This window comes from Nocardia sp. NBC_01009, from assembly GCF_045208035.1.
Classification (GTDB): Bacteria; Actinomycetota; Actinomycetes; order Mycobacteriales; family Mycobacteriaceae; genus Nocardia.
The window spans coordinates 7,960,284-7,986,101 of sequence record NZ_CP108695.1; the positions used below are offsets into that span (position 1 = coordinate 7,960,284).

Consider the following 25,818-nt stretch of genomic DNA (forward strand, 5'->3'; position numbering starts at 1 on the left):
ATGACCTGAGTATCGATTCGCCCGACGCGGGGCAGCAGCTCCTACAAAATCGCCGGTTCGGTGTCGCGCAGTTGGTCGAGCATGGTGGTCAACGCGCCCGTGAGCCGGCCGGTATCGGTGGCAATCAGATCGAGGCCCGCCTCGGTGATGGCGCGGGTCATCGTCTGGTGGGTCAGCAGTCCGCGTCGGGTAGGAAAGACGAGGACGCGTCTGCGGTCGGTGTCGTCGACCTTGCGGTGGACCAGGTTCTCGGCGATCATCGCGTCGATGAGCCTGGTCAGGCTGGCGCCGGTGAGCAGGGTCGCCTCACCTAGGTGCGCCATCGGACGTCCGGTGCCTGCGGCCACCGCGGTCAGCACGTGCCAGCGTGCGACGGAGGTTTCGCCGAGGCAGGTCGCGACGGCGCGGTCCAATTCCTGCGACGCCCGGCGTACCAGTCGCGCCAGCTCCTCCAAGACGGCGGGGGCAGTGCTATCGTCCACCGCAGCACTATATAGACAACGCCGTATGGTATTGATTCAAATGGAAATATACGGTGGTGATTCCCTTGCCGCCCTCGGGTTTTCGTGGCCGTCGCGACACCGTTGACATTGCGCTGGTGGTGCCACTGAGCGGACCGGCGGGCTTGTTCGGCCCGTCCTGTGAGGCCTGCGCCACCCTCGCCGTCGACGACATCAATGCCGCGGGTGGCATTCTCGACCGCCCGATCCGGATACACGCCGTCGACGCGGGCGCGCCGCTGCCCGTACTTGCTGCGCAGATCGACCGCATGGTCGGCACTGGACTCGTCGACGGCGTCGTCGGCTGGCATCTGTCCAACGCCCGCAAGGTGATTACCCCGCAGACCGCCGGACGCGTGCCCTACATCTATACGACCTTCTATGAGGGCGGCGAGGATTCCGACGGCGTCTACATGGTCGGCGAGACCCCCGACCAGCAGCTCTTTCCGGCCCTGCGCTGGCTGCGCGCGGAACACGGCATCCGGCGCTGGTGCGTGATCGGCAATGATTACGTATGGCCACGCGAAACTGCACTAGCCACAAGGGAATTCGCTGCGACCATCGATATCGAGATAGTCGGCGATAGCTATATCCCGCTCGGCGGACGCAACTTCCGCAGAGCGCTCGACCTGATCGAACGCTCACCCGCGCAAGGTGTTCTGGTCTTCATGGTCGGCGCCGACTGCGCCGCCTTCAACCAGGCGTTCGCCAAGGCGGGCCTGGACGAGCACCGCCTGCGACTGAGCATGATGATCGGCGAAGATGTGCTGTACGCGGGCGGCCCCGAGAGCACTCACGGCTTGTATACCGCCAGTGGCTATTTCGAGAGCGTGGTCTCCGCCGAGAGCATGGACTTCGGCGCGAGATATCTCCGGCGGTTCGGCGCGTTCGCGCCGGCGCTGAACAATATCGGTGAATCCTGCTACGAGGGCATGCTGCTGTTCGCATCCCTGGCCGAGACCGCACGCAGTCTCGATCCGACTGCCATCGAAATCCGTTCCGCCGGTGTCAGTTACGGTGGTCCACGCGGTGAGGTCCGCGTCCGTGGCGCCCACACCACCCAACCGGTCTACCTCGCCGGCGCGGACGCACTCGACTTCGACGTGCTGGCCGAACTGACGATCTGATCCAGAACGGTCCCGACGACTCCACGATCAGTGGTGGCCGACCGCGCCGATCGAGGCGCGCAGGTCGGTGGGATCGGTGTTGGCCCCGCACAGGATCACGCCGACCCGCTCGCCTCGGCCAGGCCGATACGCGCCGGTCGAGAGCGCCGCAAGGGCCGTCGCCGAGCCGTGCTCGACCACGAGACCGTACCCCTCCCACAGAGATCGGCGGGCCCGGATGATCGCGTCGTCGTCGACGACCACCGACCGCACGTCCGCGCTCCTGGCCCAAGATAGGGCAGCAGCGGAAATACGGGGCGCGCCAAGAGAATCCGCGGCAATCGAGTCGATGTCCACGTCCAGGACGGCATCCGCCGCCAGCGCCGCATGCAGCGCGCAACTGCCTTCGGGCTCCGCGCCGACCACTCTGATACCGCGACCGTCGGCGACCGCGGCGACACCGGAGAACATGCCGCCCGCACCGACCGCAAGCACGATCGTGTCCAATTTCGGTATGGCGTTCAGGCATTCGAGCAGGATCGTGCCCGCGCCTGCCGAGGTCAGAGTGTCGTCGAAGGTGTAGGCGTCGATCGCGCCGGTGCGCGCCATGAACAGACCCGCGTTGTCCTGCACCTGCTCCTGGGTCCGGCCGAAAACGCGCACATCGGCGCCCAGTGCGCGCAGCCGATCGACCCTCGCCTTCGCTGCCGACTCCGCGAGGAAGATGGTGGCCGGAATACCGAACATTCGGGCCGCCCAAGCGAATCCGATGTCGGCATTGCGGCCGGTGGCCGAAACGATGCCCGCGTCGGGCACCGTGCCCGCAGCAAGCATGGCGGCGAGCAGATTAGCCGCACCCCGCGCCTTGAACGAGCCGGTGTGCTGCATGAATTCGAGCCCGAGGAAAACCTCCGCGCCGGGGGCGTACTCCGGGCCTGCTTCCATCACCGTGAGCGGTCGCACCAGCCCGGCGATTCGCTCGGCAGCGGCTTCTACATCCACCAGGGACGGGGTACAGATACCGATCACCCGGCAGCCTCCTCACGATCTATGGCCCCGTCGGGGACGTTAGACATGGAGGACGCCGGGCGGTATCGGGCATCTGCCCTAATTTGCCGAAGACTGCACCGTCCCCGACCTATTTCGATCGGGGACAGCGCGGCGAAAACCTACTATTTGGAAGTATCTGCGCTCCACCGATCCAGTGCAATGTAGGCGGGTTGCCACTGGTGGAAATAGGCGGCGCGGACCGGCTCCAGCAGCGGCGCAAGGACCGTGTCGACAGTCCGCTCGTCGGCGCCGTCGAGCAGCCACGGAATCAGTTGTGGCGCATCCGGTCCGATTCTGCTGCCGTGCAACTGGCCGAACGCCTGCCACTGCGGCAGTGTGACCGTGGCCTGGATCAATGGCAGCGCCTGCTTTTCTTCGTGTTCGAGGTGCCCGACCAGGACGGTGACCAGCGCATCGACCAGGTCGCCGAGGCGCTGCGAACCGCTCTCGCGATCGGCGAAGGCCGCCTCGATTGCCTCGATCAGCGGATCGACGGCGCCGTGCTCGGCTTCCATGGCGTCGAGCAACGCCAGCTCCGAGGGGCGCTGCGCCAACGTCTCGCGCATCACCGGCCAGAGCGCATCGTCCTCGGCGGTGTGGTGGATATGCAGGGATTTGGTGAACATCCGCCAGCCCGCCGCAGTCGACAGGATCTTGCGCGGGTCGTCGTCGATCCGGCTGGTGATCTTGGCGATCTGCTCCAGCTCGCGCCGCAGCGCGTGGTGCATGGCGTACATGGTGGTCATGTCGAGCGTGGCGCTCATGGTTACTCCTGATTGTCGAGCGTGAACTGCGGCCGGGCCGGTGGTGCGTGGTCAGCCCCAGTGAGTGCCCGCGGGTTCCTTGATGGTGGTGTTGATGCGGTTGAAGAAATTGGTGAGGGAGATGTTGAGCACGAGTGCGGCGAGCTGGTTTTCGTCGTATTGGTCGGCGACCGCGTCCCAGATCTCGTCGGGCACACCGTCTCCGGACTTGTCGGCGAGCCGGGTGACGACCTCGGTCAATGCCAGTGCGGCGCGTTCGGCCTCGGTGAACTCGGCGCTCTCGCGCCAGGCCGCGACCGCGAACAGCTTGTCGTCGCTGACACCCGCCTTGCGGCCGGTGCCGAGGTGCGAGGTGACACACGCGCTGCAACCGTTGATCTGGCTGGCGCGCAAGGCGACGATCTCGAGGAGGTCGGCAGCGAGTCCGCCCTGGTGGATGCCCTTGTAGATGGTGTTGATGCCCTTCATGGCGTCGGACAGCACCATCGCGGGGTTCTTCATACGTGCGGTCATGGTCGGGGTTCCTTGCGAGGAGTCGGGCTGGGACGAATCGATCGGGTCGGTGTGCGAGACGAGTGGCCAGTCGTTGGCCACCCGGCCCGCGAGGGTGAGGTAGTTGTCGAAGATGGCGAGGGCAACGCAGGCGATGATGTCGACGAGCTCCGCGTCCGCCAGCTCCGCGCCGGCCTGTGCGAGTTCTGCGTCGGTGACCGCGCCGCGGTGCCGCAACAGTGCGGCGGCGAAGCCGAGCACCGCCGCGTCCTTCGGGTCTTCGGCGGTACCCGCGCGAGCGTGATCGACCTCGTCTCGGCGCAGCCCGTTCAGGCGGGTCCCGACGAAGCTGTGCGCGGACAGGCCGTAGTCACAGCCGTTCTCCTGGGAGACGAGCACCCCGATGCGGGTGCGTGTCGCCGCCGGCAGGCCGCTGTCGCACATGGCCACAGCGAGGTCGAGATAGCCGCGCAATGCGACGGGGCTGTTGGCCATCGCCTTGGCGGCATTCGGCGTGATCCCGAACCGCTGTTGCGCTTCGGCGAACAGACGGCGGGTCGCACCTGTTGTTGCTTCCGGCTCGATCAGGGGGATGTGCGGCATGAACACACCTTCTTCGACCGAGTTGATACTTTGGCGATGCTTCGAAGATGGGTGTTCTATGGATGGCTTGGTTGGTGTTCGTTTCACGGTCCTCGGACCGGTCGAGGTCGTGGTGGACGGTCGCGCATTGCCCGCGGCACCGCGGCATCGTGCGGTTTTGGCCTGGTTGTTGCTCAATGCCGGGCGGGTGTACAGCAGCGAGCGACTGATCGACGCCGTCTGGGGCATGGAGCCGCCCGGCACCGCGCGCTCGCAAATTCATGCCGCGATGACCGCGATCCGCCGAGTGCTGCGGGAAGCGGGCATCGCCGAGGCACTGGAGAGCAAAGCCGCCGGATACGTCGTGACGCCCGAACCCGGGATGCTCGATCTCGATGAGTTCACCCGGCGGGTTGCCACAGCTCGGACACTGACAGCACAAGATCCGACGGCCGCGGTAGCCGAACTGCGGGCAGCGCTGTCACTGTGGCAGGGCGAGGCGCTGGCCGGCCTGAATGCCGACTACGTCGCCTCGGCGCGCCTACTGCTCGACGAGAAGCGAATCGCAGCCTTCGAGCAACTGGCCGAGATCGAGCTTTCACTCGGCAAACACGACCAACTGCTCGATGAGCTGCGGGCACAAGTCGCGGCGAATCCCTTGCGGGAGAAGCTATCCGCGCAGCTCATGCTCGCCCTGCACCGAGCGGGACGGCAGGCCGACGCACTCGCCGCCGCACGAAGCTTTCGGACGGTGCTCGCCGAACTGCAGGGGCTCGATCCGGGTAGCGCGTTCGTCGCGCTGGAACAGGCCGTGCTGCGCGACGACCCGACGACGCGGGCACCTGCGCTCCGGCGTTCGCCGAGCACCGCACCCGCGACTTCCGATCTCACGCTGTCTGGTTCCGTGACCTCCGGTTCCGGGGCTGCTGTGACCACACCGCCGGATTCGGAACCGGACGGTCCGGCACAGTCCCCGTCGGCGACCTTCACACCGACGCAATCGGAGTCCGCGCTGCACGGCGCACCGCGATCGGGTTCGACGACTGCGGTGCCGGAGCCGGCTCCGGCACTTCCTGCGGCAAGGTCGACCAGAGCGAACTTCCTCCCCTACGACATACCGGATTTCGCGGGCCGCAGCACCGAACTCGACCGCCTCATCGCCCCCCTCGACGACGCCTCGGTAACGATCCGCGCCATCGACGGCATGGCGGGTATCGGCAAGACCGCGCTGGCGGTTCACGTGGCGCATCGAGTGGCGCAACGCTTCCCCGACGGCCAGCTGTTCATCGATCTCCAGGCGCATTCGGCCGATCTCGAGCCGGTGGCGGCGGACGCGGCTCTGGAAATTCTCTTGCGCCAGTTGGGAATTCCTGACGAGAGCATCCCGACCTCGACGGTGGACCGTGGCGCGCTGTGGCGCGCGGAGCTGGCCGGACGCCGGGTGGTCGTCGTGTTCGACAACGCCGCGGATGCCGACCATGTCCGCCCGCTGCTGCCGAGCGCCGGTGCAAGTCTCCTACTCGTCACCAGCCGCAGGCGACTCGTCGATCTAGATGGTGCGCAAGCACTTTCGGTCGATCTGCTGCCCGCCGACGATGCCGTCGGACTGTTCGAGCGGATCGTCGGAGCCCGTGCGATCGCCGAACCACTGGCGGTGCTCGATGTGCTGCAACTGTGCGGCTTCCTACCGCTTGCCGTGCGGATCGCGGGGGCCCGGCTGCAGCATCGCCCGCGCTGGACGGTCGAGTATCTGGCCGGAAGACTGCGCGGCGAACGCCGTAGGCTCGCCGAATTGTCCACGGCCGAAAGGGGGGTCGCTGCCGCCTTCGCGCTGTCGTATCGCCAGCTGGAACCCGCGCACCGGCGCATGTTCCGCCTACTCGGCCTGCATCCCGGCCGCGATATCGATGCCGGTGCGGCAGCGGCGCTGGCCGAGGGCTCCGTCGATGATGCCGAAATGCTGTTGGAAGAGCTGCTGGACGCGCACGTCATCGCTCAGCACAAGCTCGGCCGCTACACCTTTCACGAGTTACTGCGCGAGCACGCCCGCGCTACCGCGGCCGAAGAAGAAACCGACGACAGCCGAAACATTGCCCGCACGCGCCTGTTGGAGCATTACCTGCACACGGCGCGCGTAGCCGTCGATCTGCTGTTCCACTACAGCACGCAACACCGTCGACCGCTGCCGGAGCCGAGCAGACCGATCGTTCCCTTCATCGACAATGCGGCAGCCGCCCGATGGTTGGATGCGGAACGCGAAAACCTCATTGCCACAGCAGGTTACGCCGTCGAACACGGCTCGCCCGCCTACGCGCGCGACGCGGCGGAAACTCTGCGCCCCTACCTCGACGGGCACTCCCGCCACACCGATGCCGCGCGCCTGCACACCGTCGGCCTCAGCGCCAGCAGGCAACTGTCGGACCGCAGCGGCGAAGCCCGTGCACTGACCGATCTCGGCTGGGCCCACTGGCGCGACGGCGACTTCGAACAGGCCGTCAGCCGATCTACTCGGGCACTGGAGGTATCTCGCGAGATCGGCGACCGTCTGCAGGAAGCTCGGGCACTGAATACCCTCGGCAATGTCGCCTGGCGTCGCCGCGACTACGACCTGGCTCGCCGAAACCTCGAGCACGCGCTGCAACTCGCGATCGAGGCCGATAACCAGGTCGGCGAAGCACACGTGCGTGGCAATCTCGGCATGGTCTTCGCGGCCGCCTCCCGCTACACCGAGGCCGAGGACCATCTCGACCGGGCTCTAGCGCTGCACAAGAAACTCGGCAACCAACGCGGCGAGGCGCTCCTGCTCAACAACCTCGGCGTCACCGCCCGCGGCACCGGACAATTCGAGCACTCCCTCGCCAACCACAGCCGCGCCAGGGACCTCTACCGCATGCTGGGCAACCCCGGCGACGAGGCCGCCGCCGTCAACGGCCTCGGCGAAACCGCCCGGTGCGGTGGCGATCCCAGCCAAGCCATCGCCGATCACACCACCGCGCTCGAACTCGCCGACGCGGCAAGCAACCTCCCCGAACAGGCCCGCGCCCACGACGGGCTGGCCCGGGCTCACCATGCTCTCGGCCGCCTGGACGAAGCCCGCGCGCACGGCAAGTCGGCACTCGAGCTCTACACCGAACTCGGTGTCCCGGAAGCCGGTGACATGCGCGCTTTCCTCGACTCCCTGCCCTGAATCCCGCGCACGGCGCCACGCTGGATACCGGATCGGGCCGACCCCGGCGAGCGCGGATCGAATGGTGCGGCGCTCATGCCTATGACTTTCGGAACTGCTCGATCATCGCGGCGTAGCCGTCGCCGCCGCGACCATGTGCCACCGCCCGGTCGGCCGGCATCTTGACGAGTGACCTCACGGAGGTCGAGGTGTTCCAGCAACGAGCACGGCTTGGGCGATCGAACCAGCATGGGCACCCGGTCGAGGACGCCGGGTGCCTCGCTATTCGAGGATGAGCAGCGCCGATTTCTCCAGGCGGTCGGCTATTTCGGAGTAGGAGGCATAACCCATCCCCGCGCGGACGAGTGCGCCCGCGTAGAGGAGTTCCAAGGATTCGACGACGTCCGGGTCGGCGTCGGGGCCGAGGGCGCGCAGCAGGCGTTTGCGGATTTCAGCGCCGATGCGGGCACGCAAATGCGCGACGTCGGGGTCACGGCCCAACAGCGCGCTGGTGACCGCCCCGGACAGTTCCTGTTCGTCGGCGACGAGCAGGGCGATATTGCGCAGCTCAGCGAGCACCCGGACCGTGGGGTCCGGGTCCTCGCTGACCGGCGCGGAGCTGGAAACCAAACGCCGCCAGAAGATCTCGGCGACGAGGTGTTCCTTGGAGGAGAAATAGGTGTATGCCGTGGCGGTGCCGACGCCGGCCGCCGCGGCGACCATGCGGATTGTCATCCCTGCAAAACCCTCGCGGGCAAGGACTTCCACCGCCGCTCTGGTGAGCTTGTCGACGGTGTCGGCCTGCTTCTCGGTGAGGCGGCGCCGGGTCGCCTCGAGGATGATGGACTCGCCTTCGGACATGTGTCTAGATCCTACTTGGCGGCGGCGAGGCCGGCGCGGCGGCCATAGAAGCTGCCGTCGCCGAGGGACGCGCCACTGACGTATCCGCCCGCGCAGAGACCCGAGGTGCAGCGTCCCGCGGCGAACAATCCGGCGATCGGCTCGCCCGACACGTGCAGCACCCGGGAGTCGAGGTCGGTGCGCAGACCGCCGAGGGTGAAGCCCGCGGTGAAACCGCGCATGTCGAAGGCCGCGAGCGGAGCGCCGATCGGCTGCACCCACTCTGCTTTCTTGCCGAGCAACGGATCCTTACCGTCGGCGGCGTGCAGGTTGTATGCGGCGACCGTGCCCTGCAATGTCAGCGTCGGCAGACCCATGTCCGCCTCGAGCTCGGCGACCGTCTCCGCGGCCCAGGTCGGCGGCTGCCGGAAGAAAGGAGTGGAAGTCTCGGTGGCGAGCGCGGCCTCGAGCGATTCCTCGTCGATGACCAGATACGCCTGATTGTCCTGCTGGATGAGCGTGGCCTGCCCGATCCGTCCCGGGTAGGTGTCCTCGGGGATGTAGCGCTGGCCGCGGCCGTTGACCAGGATGCCGCGCGCCATCATCTGCGGGTCGCCGAAGAATGCGACCTCGGTGGCGTCCATGTGCGCCAGCTCGGCGCCGAGGGCCTGGGCGAGGCGGATGCCGATGCCGTCGTGCTCCTCGATCGCGGCGGCAGGCCTGCCGATCAGCCGCGGCGCATAGCCCTCGATCATCTTCTGGTGGTAGGCGAAGCTGCCGGTGGCGAGGACGACACCGCGCTCGGCCCGGATGGCGATCTGCTTGCCGAACTGGGTGGCGAGCACACCGACGACGCGGTCGGTGTCATCGACGATCAAACGCCGGATCCTGGTGTCGTATTCGACGCGGACCCCGAGGCCGTCGGCGGTCTCGGCGAGCGGCTTCATCAGCATGTAGCCGCCGCTCTTCTGCCCGATGCGCTTATCCGCCATCTGCGGAACATGCCCGCGCGGTGCGGGTTTCGCGATCTCGTTGAACGGCGCGGCATTCTCGCCGCCGGAATACATCAGCCCCTCGTCGTGCGGCGGCTCCCAGCCCGGCTGACCCCAGAACGCCTCGCGGAACGGGACACCGCAGGAGACCAGCCAGTTGTAGTGCTCGACGCTGCCCTGGCAGTAGTCGGCGATCTTGGCCTTGTCGACGCCGGGGCCGAGCGCCGCGAGCAGAAACGCCTCCATATTCTCTGGAGTGTCCTCGAAACCGAGTGCCTGCTGCAGCGGGGTGCCGCCACCGAGGTAGATGAACCCGCCCGCCATCGCGGCCGCGCCGCCCCAGCCGCCGGTGCGTTCCAGGATCAGCACCTCGGCCCCGGCCCGCGCGGACTCGATCGCCGCGCACACCCCCGCAATGCCGTACCCGGCGACGACGACGTCGGCCTCCTTGTCCCACTCGGAGATCGCACTGGCACGCAGTGGCCGAATTGTCGTGGCATCAGACATGTTCCGTGTTCCTTACTGTTCTACTCGGTCGGACCGTGATGCGTTGTCGAGCTGTCCCGCTCGCTCACGGCAGGCGCCCCGACGGTCCTGTGCTGTCGACTACTGTGCCGTTTCGGGCGGCCCGGCGGGTCGAATCGGCAACTCGATCGCCCTACTCCGCCGCCGCGTCGGATCGCCCGTCCGTCGCTTCGGACTGCTCCGCGGCATCCGCCTGCTGTTTACGCGCGGCCTTTTTCTGCTGGCCGACGATGGTCCCCACCAGCAGGTCGAGCTTGGTGCCGTTGGGCCAGCCGACGTAATGGCAGAGGAACAGTGCGATCTCGTGCAACTGTTCCTCGGTGAGCTCTGCATTGCGCAGCGCCGCGCCGATCTGGATGCCCGCGGTGTCGATTGCGCCCTGGGCGGTCAGCGCGCCGAGCAGGATCAGTCTCCGGTCGCGCACGGTGAGCGCAGGGCGCGACCAGATATCGGCGAAGAGGTGATCGGCGGTGACGGCGAAGTGCGCGCCGGGGTAGTCCTGGAACTCGGTGCCGTAGACCTCGGCCATCTTGGCCAGCCCACGGCTACGGACGGACTCGGCCGCGGAGCCCTTCGACGGTTGATCGCTCATCGAGATTCCTTTTCTGATGCGGTAGCGGCAGCGCCGACGCCGAGTCCTGGTCCGAGTCGATCGAGGGCCAGTTCGGCGAGGGGCAGTTCGATACCGAGCCGGGCGCCCAATTCGAGGGCGAGGGTGAGGTCCTTTTCGCCGAGATCGCGGACGTGGCCGAGGATCGGCAGCCAGAAATCGCCCGGCTCGATCGGTGCGGTGCGGTTGCGCAGCATGATCGCGCCGGGGCCGCCGGTCACGGCATCGGAATGGCGCACGACCTTGCCGAGTGTGGTGATGTCCAGCTCTGCGGCCTCGGCGAGCCGCTGTGCTTCGGTGGCGGCGGTGAAGGCGACGAAGTGGAGTAGGTTGCGGGCCAATTTCATTCGGGTGCCCGCACCCACCGGGCCCGCGTGCACGACGAGATCGGCAAAACAGCCGAAGGGGCCACGGACCCGCTGGAATGCCGTGTCGCTGCCGCCGACCATGACGGCGAGCCGGCCGCGCTGCGCACCGGGCGCACCACCACTTACCGGTGCGTCCACCAGCTCGACGCCGCGTTCGGCGCACTGGCTCGCCAGCTCGACCGCGGTCCGATCGCTGATCGTGGAGTGCACGGCGACCACGGTTCCCGGCACAGCGGTGTGCAGGATCCCTGCCGGCCCCGCGACCACAGCACGGACCTGCTCGTCGTTCAGCACTGTCACCGAGATGACGGCAGCGTGCTGCGCGACCTGTGCCGCGCTGCCTGCCGCCTGCGCCCCCGACTCGAGGAACGGCTGGGCCGCGTCCGGCCGCATGTCACACACCGTGAGCCCGCCTGGCCACTCCAGCAGCCGCTTGGCCATCGGCGCGCCCATATTGCCGAGACCGATGAAGCCGACCCGGAATTCGGCAGCAGACCCGTTCGCTGTCTGCTCGGATCGCTCCGCACCCGCACCCGTGCTCATGACCGGAACACTTGTCCGCCGTCGACATTGAAGATCTGGCCGGTCACCCAGCTCGCCTCGTCCGAGAGCAGGTAGAGACAGGCGCCGACCAGGTCCTGCGGTGTCCCCATCCGTTTGAGCGGCAATCGGTTCACCATGTCGGTGACGATCGCCTCCGGTGTCACCGCCTTGGTGGCCTCGGTGTCTATCGGTCCGGGCGCGATGGCGTTGATACGAATCTTGGAGCCGCCCAGCTCGAAGGCCAGCTGCTGGGTGAGACCATTGACGCCGACCTTCGCGAGGCCGTAGAAGCTGGAGTATGTCCATGCGGCCGTGGAGGATTGGTTGACGATCGAGCCGCCACCGGCGGCCATCATGGGCTTCCACACCGCGCGGGTCATGTTCAGCGCGCCGTCCATGTTCACGCCCATGAACTTCTTGTAGTAGTCCCACGGAACCGTCAACAGCAGATTCAGCTTCATCTCGCCGTAGATGGCCGCATTGTTGACCAAGTGATTGATGCCGCCGAACTCGCCGACGGTGAATTCGGCCAGCGCCGTGGCGGATTCGGGTTCGGACACATCGACCTCACCGAACACCGCGGTACCGCCGTCGGCGACGATCTTCTTCGCGACCGCCTTTCCGCCTGCCACATTACGGTCGGCGACAACGACTTCGGCGCCCTCGGCGGCCAGCGCCTGCGCATACACCGCGCCGATCCCCTGTGCGGCACCGGTGACGATGACGGATCTTCCCGTGAAACGGGCCATGAAGTCAGCTCCTCTAGTCAGGCTCGGTAGGCGATCAGCTTGGTTTCCAGGTATTCCTCGAAGCCGGCGATGCCCATCTCTCGGCCGATACCGGACTGCTTGTATCCGCCGAACGGGGCGTCCGCGGAGTACCAGATGCCGCCGTTCACGCTCAGCGTCCCGGTGCGGACCCCCTCGGTGACGCGCCGAATCCGGTCCTGGTCGCTCCCCCAGACCGAACCCGACAGCCCGTACGGGGAATCGTTGGCGATCCGGATCGCGTCGTCGTCACCGTCGTAGGGGATCACCACCAGCACCGGACCGAAGATCTCCTCGCGGGCGACCGTCGAGGTGTTCGAGATGTCCGCGATCAGGGTCGGCTCGATGTAGAAGCCGCGCTCATGATTCGCCGGCCGCCCGCCGCCGGTGACAATGCGGCCACCCTCGGCGACGGCGATCTCCAGGTAGCGTTCGACGCGGGCCCGCTGCCGCTGCGAAATCAGCGGGCCGCAGATCGTGCGCGGATCCGCTGGATCACCGGGCACGATCCCACCCAATGTCGCCGCGGCAATCTGCACCGCGTCGTCGTAGGACGCACGTGGGACCAGCAGGCGAGTGGTGATGGCACAGCCCTGTCCGGCGTGCACACACACCGAAAAGGCCGCAACACCAACGGCAGCCGCGATATTCGCGTCGTCGAGCACAATGAACGCCGACTTGCCGCCGAGCTCGAGAAAGGCCTTCTTCAGCGTGGTCGCCGCCCCCGCCATCACCGCTTTCCCGGTCTGCGTCGAACCGGTGAAGCTGATCATGTCGACCCGTGGATCGGTGGTCAGTCGCGCGCCGATCGCATGGTCGGCGGAGGTGACGATATTGACGACGCCCGGTGGGATGTCGGTGTGCTCGGCGATCACCGCACCGACGGCCGCCGCACACCATGGCGTGTCGGGAGCGGGCTTGAGTACCAGCGTGCTTCCGGCCGCGAGCGCCGGTCCGAGTTTCGCGAAATTGATCTGGTGCGGAAAGTTCCATGGGGTGATCGCACCGACCACGCCGACCGCCTCTCTGCGCAGCAACCGGCGGGTTTTGATACCCATCGGCTCTGCGACGCCGAGATCCGTTTCCCAGCTGTAGGTTTCGGCGAGCGACGCGGAGTAGCCCAGGTCGGCGATCGGGCCCTCCAACTGCGGCCCCCTGGTCAGCATCGTCGGCGCGCCCGCCTCGGCGACGGTGATCTCCCGCAGCTCGTCGACGTGGGCTTGTAGCGCGGTGCGCAGCTGTTCGAGGCAGCGTGCGCGGAAGGCGTGATTGCGTGACCAGTCGGTGTCGTCGAACGCGGTGCGTGCGGCGGCGATGGCCGCGTCCATATCGCCGCCGCCTGCGTCAGCGGCCTGGCCGAGAACTTCCTCGGTCGCGGGGTTCACGGTGTCGAACACGCCGTCGGCGCCTGCCACCAGCTTGCCGCCGATGAGCAGGCGGGATTCCGTGTTGGGCAGGAGGCTGCTCATGAAGGGCTCCGATACTGTCTGGACACGTGTACGGAATATAGTCTCGGCGCCCGATGGCATGCAAGAACATGTTTCAGATTTGCCGTCGTTCGGGTAGCGATTCCCGGCCTCGAAGGCCATCCTGATACATCCCCGAAACCGCACCGCCAACCACGGACGAATCCCCAAGAATCGTTGTCGGGAGCATGCCTCAGTGGTACCGTCCAGACACATGTCCAGCTATGTGTCTCTCAACGGTGATGCGACAACTTTCACCGACGAGAACTCGTTATCGAATTTCGGGACGGCGCGATGACGGCGGCCTCATTGGAACCGTTGACGTTCGATCCATACGACTACCGATTCCATGAGGACCCCTACCCCACCTATCAGCGGCTGCGCACCGAAGCGCCGCTGTACTACAACGCCGAACTCGACTTCTGGGCACTGTCTCGACATGCCGATGTGACCGGCGCGTTCCGCGACAGCGTCCGGTTGTCGAGCGCCAACGGAGTGTCGCTCGATCCCGCCGCTTGGGGACCGCACGCACACCGGGTGATGTCGTTCCTGGCGATGGACGACCCACGGCACATGCGGATGCGCAGGCTCGTCTATAAGGGCTTCACGCCGAAGCGGGTCGCCGAAATGGCCGACCGCATCAAGGAACTGACACTGTCCTACCTCGAACCCGCCCTGGCCACGGGAACTTTCGACTGGATCGACGAGGTCGCGGGCAAGCTGCCGATGGACGTGATTTCCGAGCTCATGGGTGTGCCGGAACCCGATCGCGCCGAGATCCGCAGGCTGGCAGATCTGGTCGTGCACCGGGAGGACGGTGTGCTCGACGTCCCGATGCCCGCCGTGGCAGCCTCGATCCAGCTCATCGGCTACTACAGCGACATGGTTGCCGCGCGCAGGCGCTCCCCCGGCACCGACCTCACCTCGGCGCTCTTGGACGCCGACATCGACGGCGACACACTGTCGGACGAGGAGATCATCGGGTTCATGTTCCTGATGGTCGTCGCCGGCAACGAGACCACGACCAAACTGCTCGGAAACGCGCTGTACTGGGGTGCGAAGAACCCGGCGGAATACGCGCGGGTCGTCGCGGAGCCGGAACTGGTGACCGACTGGGTCGAAGAGACACTGCGTTACGACACCTCCAGTCAGATGGTCGCGCGCAGTGCCGCCGTCGACATCGACCAGCACGGCCACACCATTCCGGCGGGCGCCAAAGTGCTGCTGCTGATCGGCTCCGCCAATCGCGATCCCGAAGTGTTCACCGACGGCGACAGCTATCGCATCGGCCGCACCGACAAGGCCGGACTCGCCAGCTTCGGCGCAGGCGTCCATTTCTGTCTCGGCGCGCACCTGGCCCGGTTGGAAGCGGGAGTCGCACTGCGCGAATTCGTTTCGCGGGTCCGGTCCTATGACGTCGCCGATTCCGGCATCGTGCGGGTGCACTCGACGAACGTGCGCGGGTTCGCCCAACTTCCCATCGTCGTGGAGGCGAGATAGTGCCACGTTTCGAACCCCATCCCGTGCGCAGGCCCGCCCTCGTCGCCGGTGCGTCCTCCGGCATCGGCGCTGCCACCGCGGTCGCGCTCGCCGAACTCGGGCACCCCGTCGCGCTCGGTGCGCGCCGCACCGACCAATGCGAGGCGCTGGCGCAGAAGATCCGCGACAGCGGCGGCGAGGCCTTCGCACACCAGCTGGATGTCACCGATCCCACCTCGATCGATGCCTTCGTGACCGCGGCCGAGGCGGCGCTCGGCCCCACCGAAATCCTCGTCTCCGGTGCGGGCGACATCGAATTCGGCCCGGTCCACGACATGGCACCGGATCGGTTTCTTCAGCAGGTGCAGGTACACCTCGGCGGCGCGCACCGGCTCGCGCATCGGGTGCTGCCCGGCATGATCGCCCGGCGGCGCGGCGATGTCGTCGTGATCAGCTCCGACTGCGCCGTCGAGCCACGCCCGCACACCGGCGCCTACAGCGCCGCGAAAGCCGGACTCGAAGCCATGGTCGGGCAAATGCGGATGGAACTGGAGGGCAGCGGCATCCGCGCCTGCCTCGTGCGGCCCGGCCCGACCTTGACCGGCATGGGGATGAACTCCACCCCTGAAGTGATCGGGCCGATGCTGGAGGCCTGGAAGACCTGGGGATTCGCCCGCCACGGATACATGCTGCGCGCCGCCGACCTGGCCGCCGCGGTGGTTGCGGTGGTCTCCACACCGCGTGGTGCGCACCTGGTGCTCGTCGAGGTCCAGCCCGAAGCGCCGCTACTGCCGATCCCGGACAGCGCCCCGAACGAGCAAGGCAGGAGCGAGCAGTGAGGATCATCGCCGATCTCGACCTGTGCCAGGGGCACGCCGTCTGCCAGGACGAGGCACCGGAAACCTTCACCGTGCCCAAGCGCGGAAAGGTGGAAATCACCGATCCGACACCCGACGCGGACACAGCCGCGGATGTCGAGCGCGCCGTCCGCTACTGCCCGACACAGGCCCTGTCGATCATTGCGGACGAGCCCGCAGCAGGCACGAAAGGAACACCGTAATGCCAGGTTTCGAACGCAGCGAGCTCGACGAGATGGTCCGGCGCTGGGTGCTGGAGAACCAGCGCTGCGAGGACAAAGGCGATTGGAAGCCGCTCGCCGAGATGTACACCGAGGACGCCACCTATGGCTGGAACTACGGCCCCACTCAGGAATTCATGGCGGTCGGACGCGAGGAGATCCGGGTGCTCGCCCTCGGCCAGGAAATGGACGGGCTGGAGGGCTGGTCCTACCCGTATCAGGAGTTCGTGATCGACGAGCGCAGCGGCAGCGTGATCGGCTTCTGGAAACAGGTGGCCGATGCCAAGCGGCCCGATGGGCGTAACTACAGCCCGGAGGGCATCGGCGGCAGCTGGTTCCGCTACGGCGGCGACTACCAATGGTCCTGGCAGCGTGACTTTTTCGACCTCGGCAATGTCTCGCAGTTGTTCTTGGAGATGATCGCCGGCAATGCGCTGTTGCCCGGTATGCAGAAGCGGATCCAGCGATCGATGTCCGGCAAGCCACTACCCGGCTGGTACAAAGTCGGCGAAGCGCCGGTTCCCCTGTGGTGACGGCCATGTCGCGCAGCAGCTTCGACCACCTGTCGAGGGCAGCGCTGGCCGCATTGCTGCCGGAATTGCTGCTGTGCGGCCAACTGATCGACAGATCCGGCCTGCCGCATGCCATCGCGGCGTTCGGCCGCGACGGCATGACGGCGATCGCCATCGAGGAGTGGCAGCTCGCCAGCCCCGTCTACACCCGTCGCATGCAACGCGCGCTCGGCTTCGTCGGCGACGATGTCGCGACCATCTTCAAAGGGCTGCAACTCGATATCGGCGCGCCGCCGCAGTTCATGGACTTCCGATTCCGCGTCGAGGACCGCGAACACGGGGAATTCTGGCTGGATCATTGCGGTGCGCTGATGGATGTCGAGCCGATGGGCGAGGATTTCGTGGTGGCGATGTGCCACACCATCGAGGATCCGACCTTCGACGCGACGGCGCTGGCGACCAACGCGCACGCGCAGATTCGGCCGATTCACCGCCCACCGCGCAGGCCCGCCGACCGGCATCCCATGTGCGCGTGGACCGTCACCATCGACCCGGCCAATGTCGCACCACCTGCGCCGCGCTATGCAGAACTGGTGGCGGCGTCCGCGGCAGCCGGTGTCGAGCTCGGTGCGATCGACACCGACGACCCGGGCCGGGCGGACTATTCCGGTCCGCTGCTCAGTGATCTCCGTTTCGCCGACTTCTCGAAATCGGCATTGGTGCGGATTGCCGACGAGGTGTGTCTGCAACACCATCTGCTGACCCTGGGATTCATGATCGCAGTGCGCTCGAGGCTCGGTGCCGATGCCGCTTCGGCTGCTGACACCACTTCCGGTGGTGCCGGTGGCGGCGGCGCTGCCGGTGCGGGTGGCGGTGGCGGTGGCGGTGGCGGTGGCGGTGGCGAGGATGCTTCCGGTGCCCGTGCCGGTGGCCCTTCCAGCAGTGATAGCGCGATGGAGCTCGGCCGCAAGCACTTCACCGGCATCGCGGGCATCAGCTCCGAACGCATCCGTGCCGTGCTCGGGATCGGTGATGATCCCGCCGCACTCGCCGAGGTGCTGCGGCTGCATCCGGCCTGGAACCCGCTGCCCTACACCGGCGTCGAGATCACCGAGACCGGCGACACCGTGCTGCTGCATATTCCGCATCGGAGCGACGCCGTAGCCGACGGCGCGTGGCCCGCGATGATCGACGCCGACCACCTCGCGCCATTGGATGCCATGGCCAGGGGCGTGAACCCGCGCTTCGCCACCCGCGCCGTCGCCACCGACGACCACGGCTGGACCGTCGAAATGGCGCTCGCCCCACAACCATTTCGCGAGGCGACCGAGGTGACGCTCACCCGATACAGCACCGGCGCGTCCTTCACCTTCACCGACCGCGGCATACCGCTGCCGCTCACCGTGCTCTGACGCGCGCCCCGAAAGAGTGAATTGCCATGTCCTGCAACTTCGCCGACCTGTTCGAGCACGCCGTCGACGCTATATCCGACCGGGTCGCGCTGATCGAGGGCGACCGCGTGCTCACCTTCCGCGAACTCGACGAACAGGCCGATCGACTGGCCGACCACCTCGCCTCGGTGGACGTCGCCCCCGGCACGCACATCGGCTTTCAGATGCACAACGGCATCGACAGCTACTACAAGGACGAGGAGAAGACCGGCAGGCTGTTCAAGACCGTCGACGGCACCCGGATGGTGGTCACCGACGATCGAGCTCGGGCCGAGCGGGACGGGTCGGTCACCCTGATCGGCCGCGGCAACATGGTCGTCGATACCGGCGGCGAGAAGGTGTTCGTCGAAGAGGTCGACAGCGTGGTGAAGGCACACGAGTCGATTTACGACGCGGTGGTGATCGGGGTGCCGCACGAGCGCTGGGGCCAGCAGGTGGCCGCGGTGGTCTCGGTGGCCGCAGCCGAGACGGTCGATTTCGCCGCGCTGGAGAGCCATGTGCGCCGGCACCTCGCGGGCTACAAAGTTCCGAGGCAGATCTGGATCGCCCCGGCGATATCGCGAGCGCCGAGCGGAAAGCCCGACTACCGCTGGGCGAAGGAGTACTCGGCGGGTCGCGCCGGATCACCAGACGGGCCTTTGATGTGGTCTATCTGCGCGAACAGCCTGGTCACGACAACGAGAACGTGTTCTAATTCGGACGTATCCGCCGTTGTCCTTGGGAGAATCCGATGAGCACAACCGAAACGACCACAGAGTCGGCGAGCGCCCTGCCCGCCCGGATCACCGAGGCGTTGATCGGCAGGCTGACCGGGATGGTCGCCGCCGACGATGCCGCAGCGCCGTACCAGATGATCGAGGTCTACACCGGAGCGGTGGTCGGCGAACTACCGCAGTCGACGCCCGCGGACATCGCCGCCGCCTACGCGACCGCCCGCGCCGCACAGAAAGAATGGGCCGCGTGGCCGCTGCGGCGCAGACTGCGTGTTTTCGAGCGCGCGCACGAACTGTTGCTGGACGAGCACGAAACCATCGCCGACCTCATCCAGATCGGCTGCGGCAAGACCCGCCGCATGGCCGTCGAGGAATCCTGCGACGTACCGATGGTCATCAGCCACTACCTCAAGACCGCAAAGCGGGTGCTGCGGCCGGTCCGGCGCGGCGGCCCGATGCCATTGCTGACCGGCTCCACCGAACAACACCGCCCGAAAGGCGTCGTCGCAGTCATCGCGCCGTGGAATTTCCCGTTCGCGATCGCGCTGTCGGATGCGATGCCCGCGTTGATGGCGGGCAACGGCGTCGTCCTCAAGCCGGACAACAAGACCGCACTGTGCGCGCTGTTCGGAGTGGAACTGCTCTATCGCGCCGGGCTGCCACGCGGACTGTTCCAAGTCGTCTGCGGCGAAGGCCCCGAGGTGGGCCCGACGCTGATCGATAACGCCGACTTCGTGATGTTCACCGGCTCGACCGCGACCGGCCGGATCGTCGGCGAAGGCGCGGGCCGCAACCTGATCGGTTGCAGCCTGGAACTGGGCGGCAAGAACCCGATGATCGTGCTCGACGACGCGAATCTCGACGACGTCATTCCGGGCGCGGCATTCGCGGTGTTCGCGAACTCCGGCCAGGCTTGTATGCACATCGAACGGATCTACGTGCACGATCGCCACTACGACGAATTCGTGCGCCGATTGGTCACGGCGGCAGAAGAATTGGGTTCGAAGATCGGCGCGGCCTACGACTACACACCGGAATTCGGCTCGCTGGTGTCGGTCGAGCACATGAAACGCGTCGCGGCCCATGTGGACGACGCCCGCGCGAAGGGCGCCACGGTGCTGACCGGCGGCAAAGCGCGCCCGGACATCGGACCCGCCTTCTACGAGCCGACCGTGCTGACCGACGTCACACCCGAGATGACGCACGCGACCATGGAAACCTTCGGCCCGGTGGTCAGCGTGTACCGGTTCAGCGACGAGCAGGAGGCGATCCGGCTCGCCAACGACACCAACTATGGCCTGAACGCGAGCGTGTGGAGCCGAAACCTGGCCCACGCCAACCGCATTGCCGATCAGTTGGAAGCCGGCAACATCAATATCAACGACGGCTTCGTTGCTACCTATGCCGCCAAGGCCACACCGTCGGGCGGCGTGAAGCAGTCCGGCGTCGGCACCCGACACGGTGATCAAGGCCTGCTCAAGTACACCGACACCGTGAACGTCGGCGTCCAGAAGCGTCAGGTGCTCAACGCCCGTGCGGGCATGCCCTACGAGAAGCAACTGAAGATCACCCTGACGACGCTGCGGCTCATGCGCCGAACCCGGCTGCGCTGAGCGCATCTCGTTCCATCCCCCGAGGAGGCGACCATGACGGCATTGCCGGCAGGCTTCGATTTCACCGACCCCGCGCTGTGGGAAAACCGGAGGCCGGTCGAGGAATTCGCATGGCTGCGCCGCACCGCGCCGGTGTGGTGGAACGCGCAATCCGACAACACCTCGGGCGGCTTCCGCGACGGCGGGTACTGGGTGGTCAGCAAACTCGACGACGTCAAGGAGATCTCGCGGAATCCGGAACTGTTCTCCTCCCAGGAGAAGGGATCCATCATCCGGCTGCCCAATGACACCACTCCGGAGCAGATGGCGGTGACCGGTGCGCTGCTGGTGAATATGGATCCGCCCAAGCACACCAAGACGCGGCGGATCGTGTCCAAAGGATTCACCCCGCGTGCGGTGGAGAGTCTGCGGGCGGCCTTGACCGAACGCGCCGCCGCCATCGTGAACGCGGCCAAGAAGTCCGGCGGCGGTGATTTCGTCCAGCAGGTTGCCGTCGAACTGCCGCTGCAGGCGATCGCGGAATTGCTCGGCGTCCCGGAGGCCGATCGGCGCAAGCTCTTCGACTGGACCAATCAGACCCTCAACTACGACGACCCGCAGTACGGCGACACCACCTCGGCCTCCACCATGGCCTCGGCCGAACTGCTCGGCTACGCCTGGAACATGGCCGAGCAGCGCCGCGGCTGCCCGGCCGAGGACATCGTCAGCCAACTGGTCAATGCCGACGTCGACGGTGAGCACCTAGGCTCCGACGAGTTCGGGTTCTTCGTGATCCTGCTCGCGGTGGCGGGCAACGAGACCACCCGCAATGCCATCACCCATGGCATGAAGGCGTTCGTGGACAACCCCGAGCAATGGGAGCTCTACCAGCAGCAGCGACCGCGGACCGCGCCCGACGAGATCGTCCGCTGGGCCACCCCCGTCACGGCCTTCCAGCGCACCGCGACACAGGACACCGCGCTCGGGGGCCGGCAGATCAAGAAGGGACAGCGGCTGGGGCTCTTCTACAGCTCGGCGAACTTCGACGAAGACGCCTTCGACGACCCCTTCACCTTCGATGTGCTGCGCAACCCGAACCCGCACGTCGGCTTCGGCGGCACCGGTGCGCACTACTGCGTCGGTGCGAACCTGGCGCGCCTGGAGATCGACCTGATGTTCAACGCCATCGCCGATGTGATGCCCAAGATCACGCAGGTGTCGGATCCGGTACGGTTGCGCTCGGGGTGGATAAACGGAATCAAGAAGTGGCAGGTGCGATACGAGTGAGCCTTCGAAATATTCCATTGCGCACGCTGTCCGGCGACGCGACGACCCTGGGCGAGCTCGCCGGGGACCACGCTGTGCTGCTGGTCAACGTGGCTTCGAAGTGCGGGCTGACGCCGCAGTATTCCGGGCTGGTCGAGCTGCAGAAGACCTACGGACCGCGCGGATTCACCGTGATCGGGGTGCCGAGCAACCAGTTCATGGGTCAGGAACCCGGCACGGCCGAGGAGATCCAGGAATTCTGCTCCACCACCTACGGTGTGGATTTCCCGCTGCTCGAGAAGACCGACGTCAACGGCGAGGACCGGCACCCGCTCTACAGCGAGCTGGTCGACACCGCGGACGCGGAGGGCACCAGCGGTGACATCCAGTGGAACTTCGAGAAGTTCCTCATCGATCGGGACGGCAAGGTGGTCGGCCGGTTCCGGCCACGGACCGAACCCGACTCCGCGGCAGTCATCAACGCCATCGAGGCGGCTCTGTAAACATCTTTCGGCCGAGCCGGAATCGAGGGTGACGCACCGCTCGACTCCGGCTTTGCTGTGTCTATGCCATGGCGAAGCGCAGCAGGGCCTGCTTGTCACCCTGCTTGATCTGGCCCTTGCGGTTGAGGACTTCCAACTGCCAGCCCGCGCCGGAGCGGAAGGCCCGTGCGACCGCATTGGCGTTGTCGTTGCCCAGCAGCGACGGCCAGATGTCGGCGACCTGTTCGGCGCTGCCGCCGGTCGCGTCGTACACCTTGAACGAAATGTTGTTGGCCTTCTCGAACGAGCTGCCCTTCTTGAAGGCAGCGGCCACGAACACGATGGCGTCGATGCCGCCGGGCACATCGGCGAAAGTGACGTGCACCGATTCGTCGTCGCCGGAGGCGGCGCCGGTCTGCTCGTCACCGGTGTGCTGGACCGAGCCGTTGCCCATCGGGTCCAGGGAGTCCAGGCCGGCGAAACGCACCGGCTCCGCGCCTTGCATGAGGATGGCGATCAGATCCAGGTCCACCCCGCGTTTGCGGCGCAGCAGCCCCATCGCACCGCCACTCGTGCCCGCCGACGGATCCCAGCTCACCCCGACCGTCAGTTTGGTGATGCCGTTGAGATCCGCGGCGCCATCTTCTTTTTTGAGCGTGATCATGCGTTTCACAGTACAAGCTGATCCGTATCCCGATGCGGCGCAGAAGTTCCTGCTCACACCCGCGCAAGGTGTGCGCCGTCTAGGGCTTTTGACGCCTGCGGTAGCGGACGGTGCACGGCTGCTGTAGCTGCACCACCATCTTGCTGTGATCGTTGCGGTAGCTGTCGGAGGGCTGGGCCATCTCGAACTCCCAGTCGCGCAACAGGATCGAGAAAATGGCCTTCAGCTGCATCAGCGCGAACGCCGCGCCGACACAGCGATGCCGTCCCGCGCCGAACGGAATCCACGTCCAGCGGTTGACGATGTCTTCCTGATTGGGGTCGATATAGCGGTCCGGATCGAAGTCCTCCGGGTTCGGGAAGTCCTCGGGGATGCGGTTGGAGATGGCGGGAGTGGCGGCGACCAGGTCGCCTTCCGCGATCCGATGCCCGCACACCTCGAATTCGCCCTTGGCGACACGCATCAGGATGATCAGCGGTGGATGCAGTCGCAGTGTCTCTTTCAGCACGGCCTCGAGCTGTGGAATCCGGCGCAGCGCGGCGAAACTGACTTCCGAACCGTCGGCGTACAGTTCGTCGAGCTCATCGACAACCCTGGTCAGCAGGTCAGGATGCCGGAGTAGTTCGATCACCGTCCAGGCCGCGGTGCCGGAGGTGGTGTGGTGACCCGCGAACATCATCGAGATGAACATGCCGGTGATCTCGCTGGCGCTGAAGCGCGGATTGCCGTGCTCGTCGGTGATGGTGATCAGGATGTCGAGCATGTCGCGATCCGTTTTGTGCGCAGGCGGGTTCGCGACGCGGCCGTCCATGATGCCCTGTACCAGGTCGACGAGTTCGCGGCGCGCCTCGTCGCGGCGGCGGAAGCTTTCGATCGGCGCGTAGGGGTCCACGTAGGCCAGTGCGTCGGTGCCCCGCTCCAGATCGTGGTAGAGCCGCGCGAAGCGGTCGTCGAGTTCGTCACGGAATCTGGTCCCGATCAGGCAGGCCGAGGACGTGTAGATGGTCAGTTCGGCAAAGAAATCGAGCAGGTCGATCTCGCCGGCGTCGCCCCAGCGCGCGAGCATCCGCTCCACCTCGCGCTCGATCGTCGCGGCGTGCCCGCGCATCTGCTCACCGCGTAGCGCCTGGTTGTGCAGCATCTCTTTGCGCCGCTCGGGGCTGGCGTCGAAGACAACGCCCGCGCCGAAGATCGGTTTCATGAACGGGTAGGCAGCGCCCTGATCCAGATCCTCGTCGCCGGAGCGGAAGAAGAACTCGTTGGCCTCGGCGCCCGACAGCATGATGACGCGCCGTCCGGCCAGGTCGAACGACCCGACATCGCCGCATTCGGCCCGGACTCGGCGCATCAAGGCCAGTGGATCGACCCGAAATTCGTCGAGGTGGCCGTGTTCGTGCTCGCCTCCGGAAACCCGCCGTGGTTTGACCAGGGTCATTGGAAATCCTCCCGGTATAGCTGTCCGGACGTACGATGGACACGTGTCTGGACAGTACTACGACACGTAAGGCCGGGCAAGCAATCCGGTACCGCGAGCGGGGCAACGACGCGCCCCTCTCCAGGCAGGTGAGTAATGCATTCGAAGCAACAGACCGATGGGCCGCGATTGGTAATCGCCCGAAGCATCTGGCGGGCATTACGCTGGAAAGTTGCCGGTGCTGCACTGATTCTCTCGATGGCCATCGTCATTGCCACTGTGCTGTCGATGTATTCGGGCAGGTACATCTCGACCGCGTCGGTCACCGTCGACGCGCCGCGCGCCGGACTGGTGCTCGACCCCGATGCCAGGGTGAAGTACCGCGGCGTCGAGATCGGCCGGGTGGCGGCGGTCTCCCGAGCGGAGGACCGGGCGCGGCTGCGGCTGGATCTCGACCCCGAGTTGCTGCGGCTCGTCCCGGACAACGCGAGGGTGGACATCCACTCCACCACCGTCTTCGGTGCGAAGTATGTGAATTTCCTTGTTCCGGAACACCCTTCGGGCCGTCCACTTCGACCCGGCGCGCAGGTGAGGGCCGAGGCGGTCACTGTCGAGTTCAATACGCTGTTCGACCATCTCGCCGACCTCCTTGCGAAGGTCGAGCCCGGCAAGCTCAACGTCGCCATGAATGCACTGAGCACCGCATTGCAAGCGCGCGGCGACAAGCTCGGCGAGACACTGGCGCACACGGATTCCTATCTGCGCGAGATCAATCCGAGCCTGCCCGCGCTGCGACGGGATCTGACCGCCACGGCCGATGTCACCGGCCTGTACGCCGACACCGTCGGAGATCTGTTGCGCACGGCGGAAAATACCACCACCACGAGTGCGACGATCACCGACCGACAGTCGGATCTCGACGTGGTACTGCTGAACCTCGTCGGCGTCACGGACACCACGGGTAGTGTGCTCCGGCAGAGCGAACCGTCGTTGATTGCGTCGCTCCAGCTCCTCCGTCCGACGACCGCGTTGCTGTATGCCTATGCGCCAGGGCTGGATTGCGTCGTCAACGCACTCGGCAAACTCATGCCCCTCGCCGAGGAGATCTTCGGCGGCAGATACCCGGGCGCGTACTTCAACTCGAACTTCATGTACGGCGCAGAGCCGTATCAGTACCCGGACGACCTGCCCAAGGTGAACGCCACCGGCGGCCCGCACTGCGAAGGCGTGAACGACAGGGTGCCCGGCAGCCACTCCGACTACGTCGTCACCGACACCGGCGAAGGTCGGCCGTTCATACCGTCGACCACTGTGCATCCGAACAGCCCACCGGTGTTCGAGCTGCTGTTCGCGGGACTGCCGGGGATGGGTGGGCGGTAGCTCGACGCTCGGCAGT

Annotated in this window: 24 protein-coding genes; 12 read left to right on the forward strand and 12 right to left on the reverse strand. The window is 66.5% G+C overall.

Annotated features, from left to right (window positions below; genetic code table 11):
* Window positions 1-41: 41 nt before the first annotated feature.
* A complete protein-coding gene (locus OHA42_RS36005) occupies window positions 42-482 on the reverse strand; it encodes a MarR family winged helix-turn-helix transcriptional regulator (protein WP_406232633.1) in 441 nt (146 codons plus the stop codon).
* 53 nt (window positions 483-535) lie between these two features.
* Between OHA42_RS36005 and OHA42_RS36010 the strand changes: the two genes are divergently transcribed.
* Window positions 536-1,627 carry a substrate-binding domain-containing protein gene (locus OHA42_RS36010; RefSeq protein WP_406232635.1) on the forward strand — a complete coding sequence of 364 codons (1,092 nt, stop codon included), beginning with the start codon at window positions 536-538 and terminating at the stop codon, window positions 1,625-1,627.
* A 27-nt stretch (window positions 1,628-1,654) separates the two neighbouring features.
* Here the strand turns inward: OHA42_RS36010 and OHA42_RS36015 are convergent, their stop codons facing one another.
* From OHA42_RS36015 to OHA42_RS36025, 3 genes are all read right to left on the reverse strand, one after another.
* Window positions 1,655-2,635 carry a pyridoxal-phosphate dependent enzyme gene (locus tag OHA42_RS36015; RefSeq protein WP_406232637.1) on the reverse strand — a complete coding sequence of 327 codons (981 nt, stop codon included), beginning with the start codon at window positions 2,633-2,635 and terminating at the stop codon, window positions 1,655-1,657.
* Between the two features lie 143 nt (window positions 2,636-2,778).
* A complete protein-coding gene (locus OHA42_RS36020) occupies window positions 2,779-3,420 on the reverse strand; it encodes a hemerythrin domain-containing protein (RefSeq protein ID WP_406232638.1) in 642 nt (213 codons plus the stop codon).
* 51 nt (window positions 3,421-3,471) lie between these two features.
* On the reverse strand, window positions 3,472-4,515 hold the full coding sequence (locus OHA42_RS36025; RefSeq protein WP_406232640.1) for a carboxymuconolactone decarboxylase family protein: 1,044 nt from the start codon (window positions 4,513-4,515) through the stop codon (window positions 3,472-3,474).
* Window positions 4,516-4,573: 58 nt separating this feature from the next.
* On the opposite strand from OHA42_RS36025, the gene OHA42_RS36030 reads away from it, so the two are divergent.
* Entirely contained in the window at window positions 4,574-7,681 is a 3,108-nt protein-coding gene (locus OHA42_RS36030) for an AfsR/SARP family transcriptional regulator (protein WP_406232642.1), read from the forward strand.
* A 261-nt stretch (window positions 7,682-7,942) separates the two neighbouring features.
* Here OHA42_RS36030 and OHA42_RS36035 read toward each other — a convergent pair whose 3' ends face one another.
* The 6 genes from OHA42_RS36035 to OHA42_RS36060 form a co-directional block, all read right to left on the reverse strand.
* The gene (locus OHA42_RS36035) at window positions 7,943-8,521 is read right to left on the reverse strand and encodes a TetR family transcriptional regulator (RefSeq protein ID WP_328405487.1); all 579 of its coding nucleotides are present in this window, start codon (window positions 8,519-8,521) and stop codon (window positions 7,943-7,945) included.
* Window positions 8,522-8,532: 11 nt separating this feature from the next.
* A complete protein-coding gene (locus tag OHA42_RS36040) occupies window positions 8,533-9,999 on the reverse strand; it encodes an FAD-dependent oxidoreductase (RefSeq protein WP_406232644.1) in 1,467 nt (488 codons plus the stop codon).
* A gap of 151 nt (window positions 10,000-10,150) precedes the next feature.
* Window positions 10,151-10,609 carry a carboxymuconolactone decarboxylase family protein gene (locus tag OHA42_RS36045; protein ID WP_406232646.1) on the reverse strand — a complete coding sequence of 153 codons (459 nt, stop codon included), beginning with the start codon at window positions 10,607-10,609 and terminating at the stop codon, window positions 10,151-10,153.
* A complete protein-coding gene (locus OHA42_RS36050) occupies window positions 10,606-11,538 on the reverse strand; it encodes an NAD(P)-dependent oxidoreductase (protein WP_406232648.1) in 933 nt (310 codons plus the stop codon). Before OHA42_RS36050 ends, OHA42_RS36045 begins: the two co-directional genes overlap by 4 nt.
* On the reverse strand, window positions 11,535-12,287 hold the full coding sequence (locus OHA42_RS36055) for an SDR family oxidoreductase (RefSeq protein WP_406232650.1): 753 nt from the start codon (window positions 12,285-12,287) through the stop codon (window positions 11,535-11,537). The genes OHA42_RS36050 and OHA42_RS36055 overlap by 4 nt, the downstream gene beginning before the upstream one ends.
* 17 nt (window positions 12,288-12,304) lie before the next feature.
* Window positions 12,305-13,774: an aldehyde dehydrogenase gene (locus tag OHA42_RS36060; protein WP_406232652.1), complete on the reverse strand. Its 1,470-nt coding sequence runs from the start codon at window positions 13,772-13,774 to the stop codon at window positions 12,305-12,307.
* Window positions 13,775-14,065: 291 nt separating this feature from the next.
* Between OHA42_RS36060 and OHA42_RS36065 the strand changes: the two genes are divergently transcribed.
* Genes OHA42_RS36065 through OHA42_RS36105 form a run of 9 tightly spaced genes read left to right on the forward strand, consistent with a single transcriptional unit; the run spans window position 14,066 to window position 22,365 of the window.
* Entirely contained in the window at window positions 14,066-15,271 is a 1,206-nt protein-coding gene (locus OHA42_RS36065; RefSeq protein ID WP_406232653.1) for a cytochrome P450, read from the forward strand.
* Complete coding sequence (locus tag OHA42_RS36070; RefSeq protein ID WP_406232655.1) at window positions 15,271-16,089, forward strand: SDR family oxidoreductase; 819 nt, start codon at window positions 15,271-15,273, stop codon at window positions 16,087-16,089. Before OHA42_RS36065 ends, OHA42_RS36070 begins: the two co-directional genes overlap by 1 nt.
* Window positions 16,086-16,310, forward strand: coding sequence for a ferredoxin (locus OHA42_RS36075; RefSeq protein WP_328405504.1), 225 nt, complete (start codon window positions 16,086-16,088; stop codon window positions 16,308-16,310). Before OHA42_RS36070 ends, OHA42_RS36075 begins: the two co-directional genes overlap by 4 nt.
* Window positions 16,310-16,861, forward strand: coding sequence for a nuclear transport factor 2 family protein (locus OHA42_RS36080; protein ID WP_406232657.1), 552 nt, complete (start codon window positions 16,310-16,312; stop codon window positions 16,859-16,861). The genes OHA42_RS36075 and OHA42_RS36080 overlap by 1 nt, the downstream gene beginning before the upstream one ends.
* A gap of 5 nt (window positions 16,862-16,866) precedes the next feature.
* Window positions 16,867-18,252: a hypothetical protein gene (locus OHA42_RS36085; RefSeq protein ID WP_406232658.1), complete on the forward strand. Its 1,386-nt coding sequence runs from the start codon at window positions 16,867-16,869 to the stop codon at window positions 18,250-18,252.
* 26 nt (window positions 18,253-18,278) lie between these two features.
* On the forward strand, window positions 18,279-19,025 hold the full coding sequence (locus tag OHA42_RS36090; RefSeq protein ID WP_406232659.1) for an AMP-binding enzyme: 747 nt from the start codon (window positions 18,279-18,281) through the stop codon (window positions 19,023-19,025).
* The gene (locus tag OHA42_RS36095) at window positions 19,022-20,617 is read left to right on the forward strand and encodes a succinic semialdehyde dehydrogenase (protein WP_406232661.1); all 1,596 of its coding nucleotides are present in this window, start codon (window positions 19,022-19,024) and stop codon (window positions 20,615-20,617) included. The genes OHA42_RS36090 and OHA42_RS36095 overlap by 4 nt, the downstream gene beginning before the upstream one ends.
* A 33-nt stretch (window positions 20,618-20,650) precedes the next feature.
* Complete coding sequence (locus tag OHA42_RS36100; RefSeq protein WP_406232662.1) at window positions 20,651-21,883, forward strand: cytochrome P450; 1,233 nt, start codon at window positions 20,651-20,653, stop codon at window positions 21,881-21,883.
* Window positions 21,880-22,365: a glutathione peroxidase gene (locus OHA42_RS36105; protein ID WP_406232663.1), complete on the forward strand. Its 486-nt coding sequence runs from the start codon at window positions 21,880-21,882 to the stop codon at window positions 22,363-22,365. Before OHA42_RS36100 ends, OHA42_RS36105 begins: the two co-directional genes overlap by 4 nt.
* Before the next feature lie 61 nt (window positions 22,366-22,426).
* On the opposite strand, the gene OHA42_RS36110 is transcribed toward OHA42_RS36105, so the two are convergent.
* On the reverse strand, window positions 22,427-23,008 hold the full coding sequence (locus OHA42_RS36110) for a TerD family protein (RefSeq protein ID WP_328405515.1): 582 nt from the start codon (window positions 23,006-23,008) through the stop codon (window positions 22,427-22,429).
* 79 nt (window positions 23,009-23,087) lie between these two features.
* Complete coding sequence (locus OHA42_RS36115; RefSeq protein ID WP_406232666.1) at window positions 23,088-24,443, reverse strand: cytochrome P450; 1,356 nt, start codon at window positions 24,441-24,443, stop codon at window positions 23,088-23,090.
* A gap of 135 nt (window positions 24,444-24,578) precedes the next feature.
* On the opposite strand from OHA42_RS36115, the gene OHA42_RS36120 reads away from it, so the two are divergent.
* Window positions 24,579-25,802, forward strand: a complete 1,224-nt coding sequence (locus OHA42_RS36120; protein WP_406232667.1) for an MCE family protein — start codon at window positions 24,579-24,581, stop codon at window positions 25,800-25,802.
* Window positions 25,803-25,818: the final 16 nt, after the last annotated feature.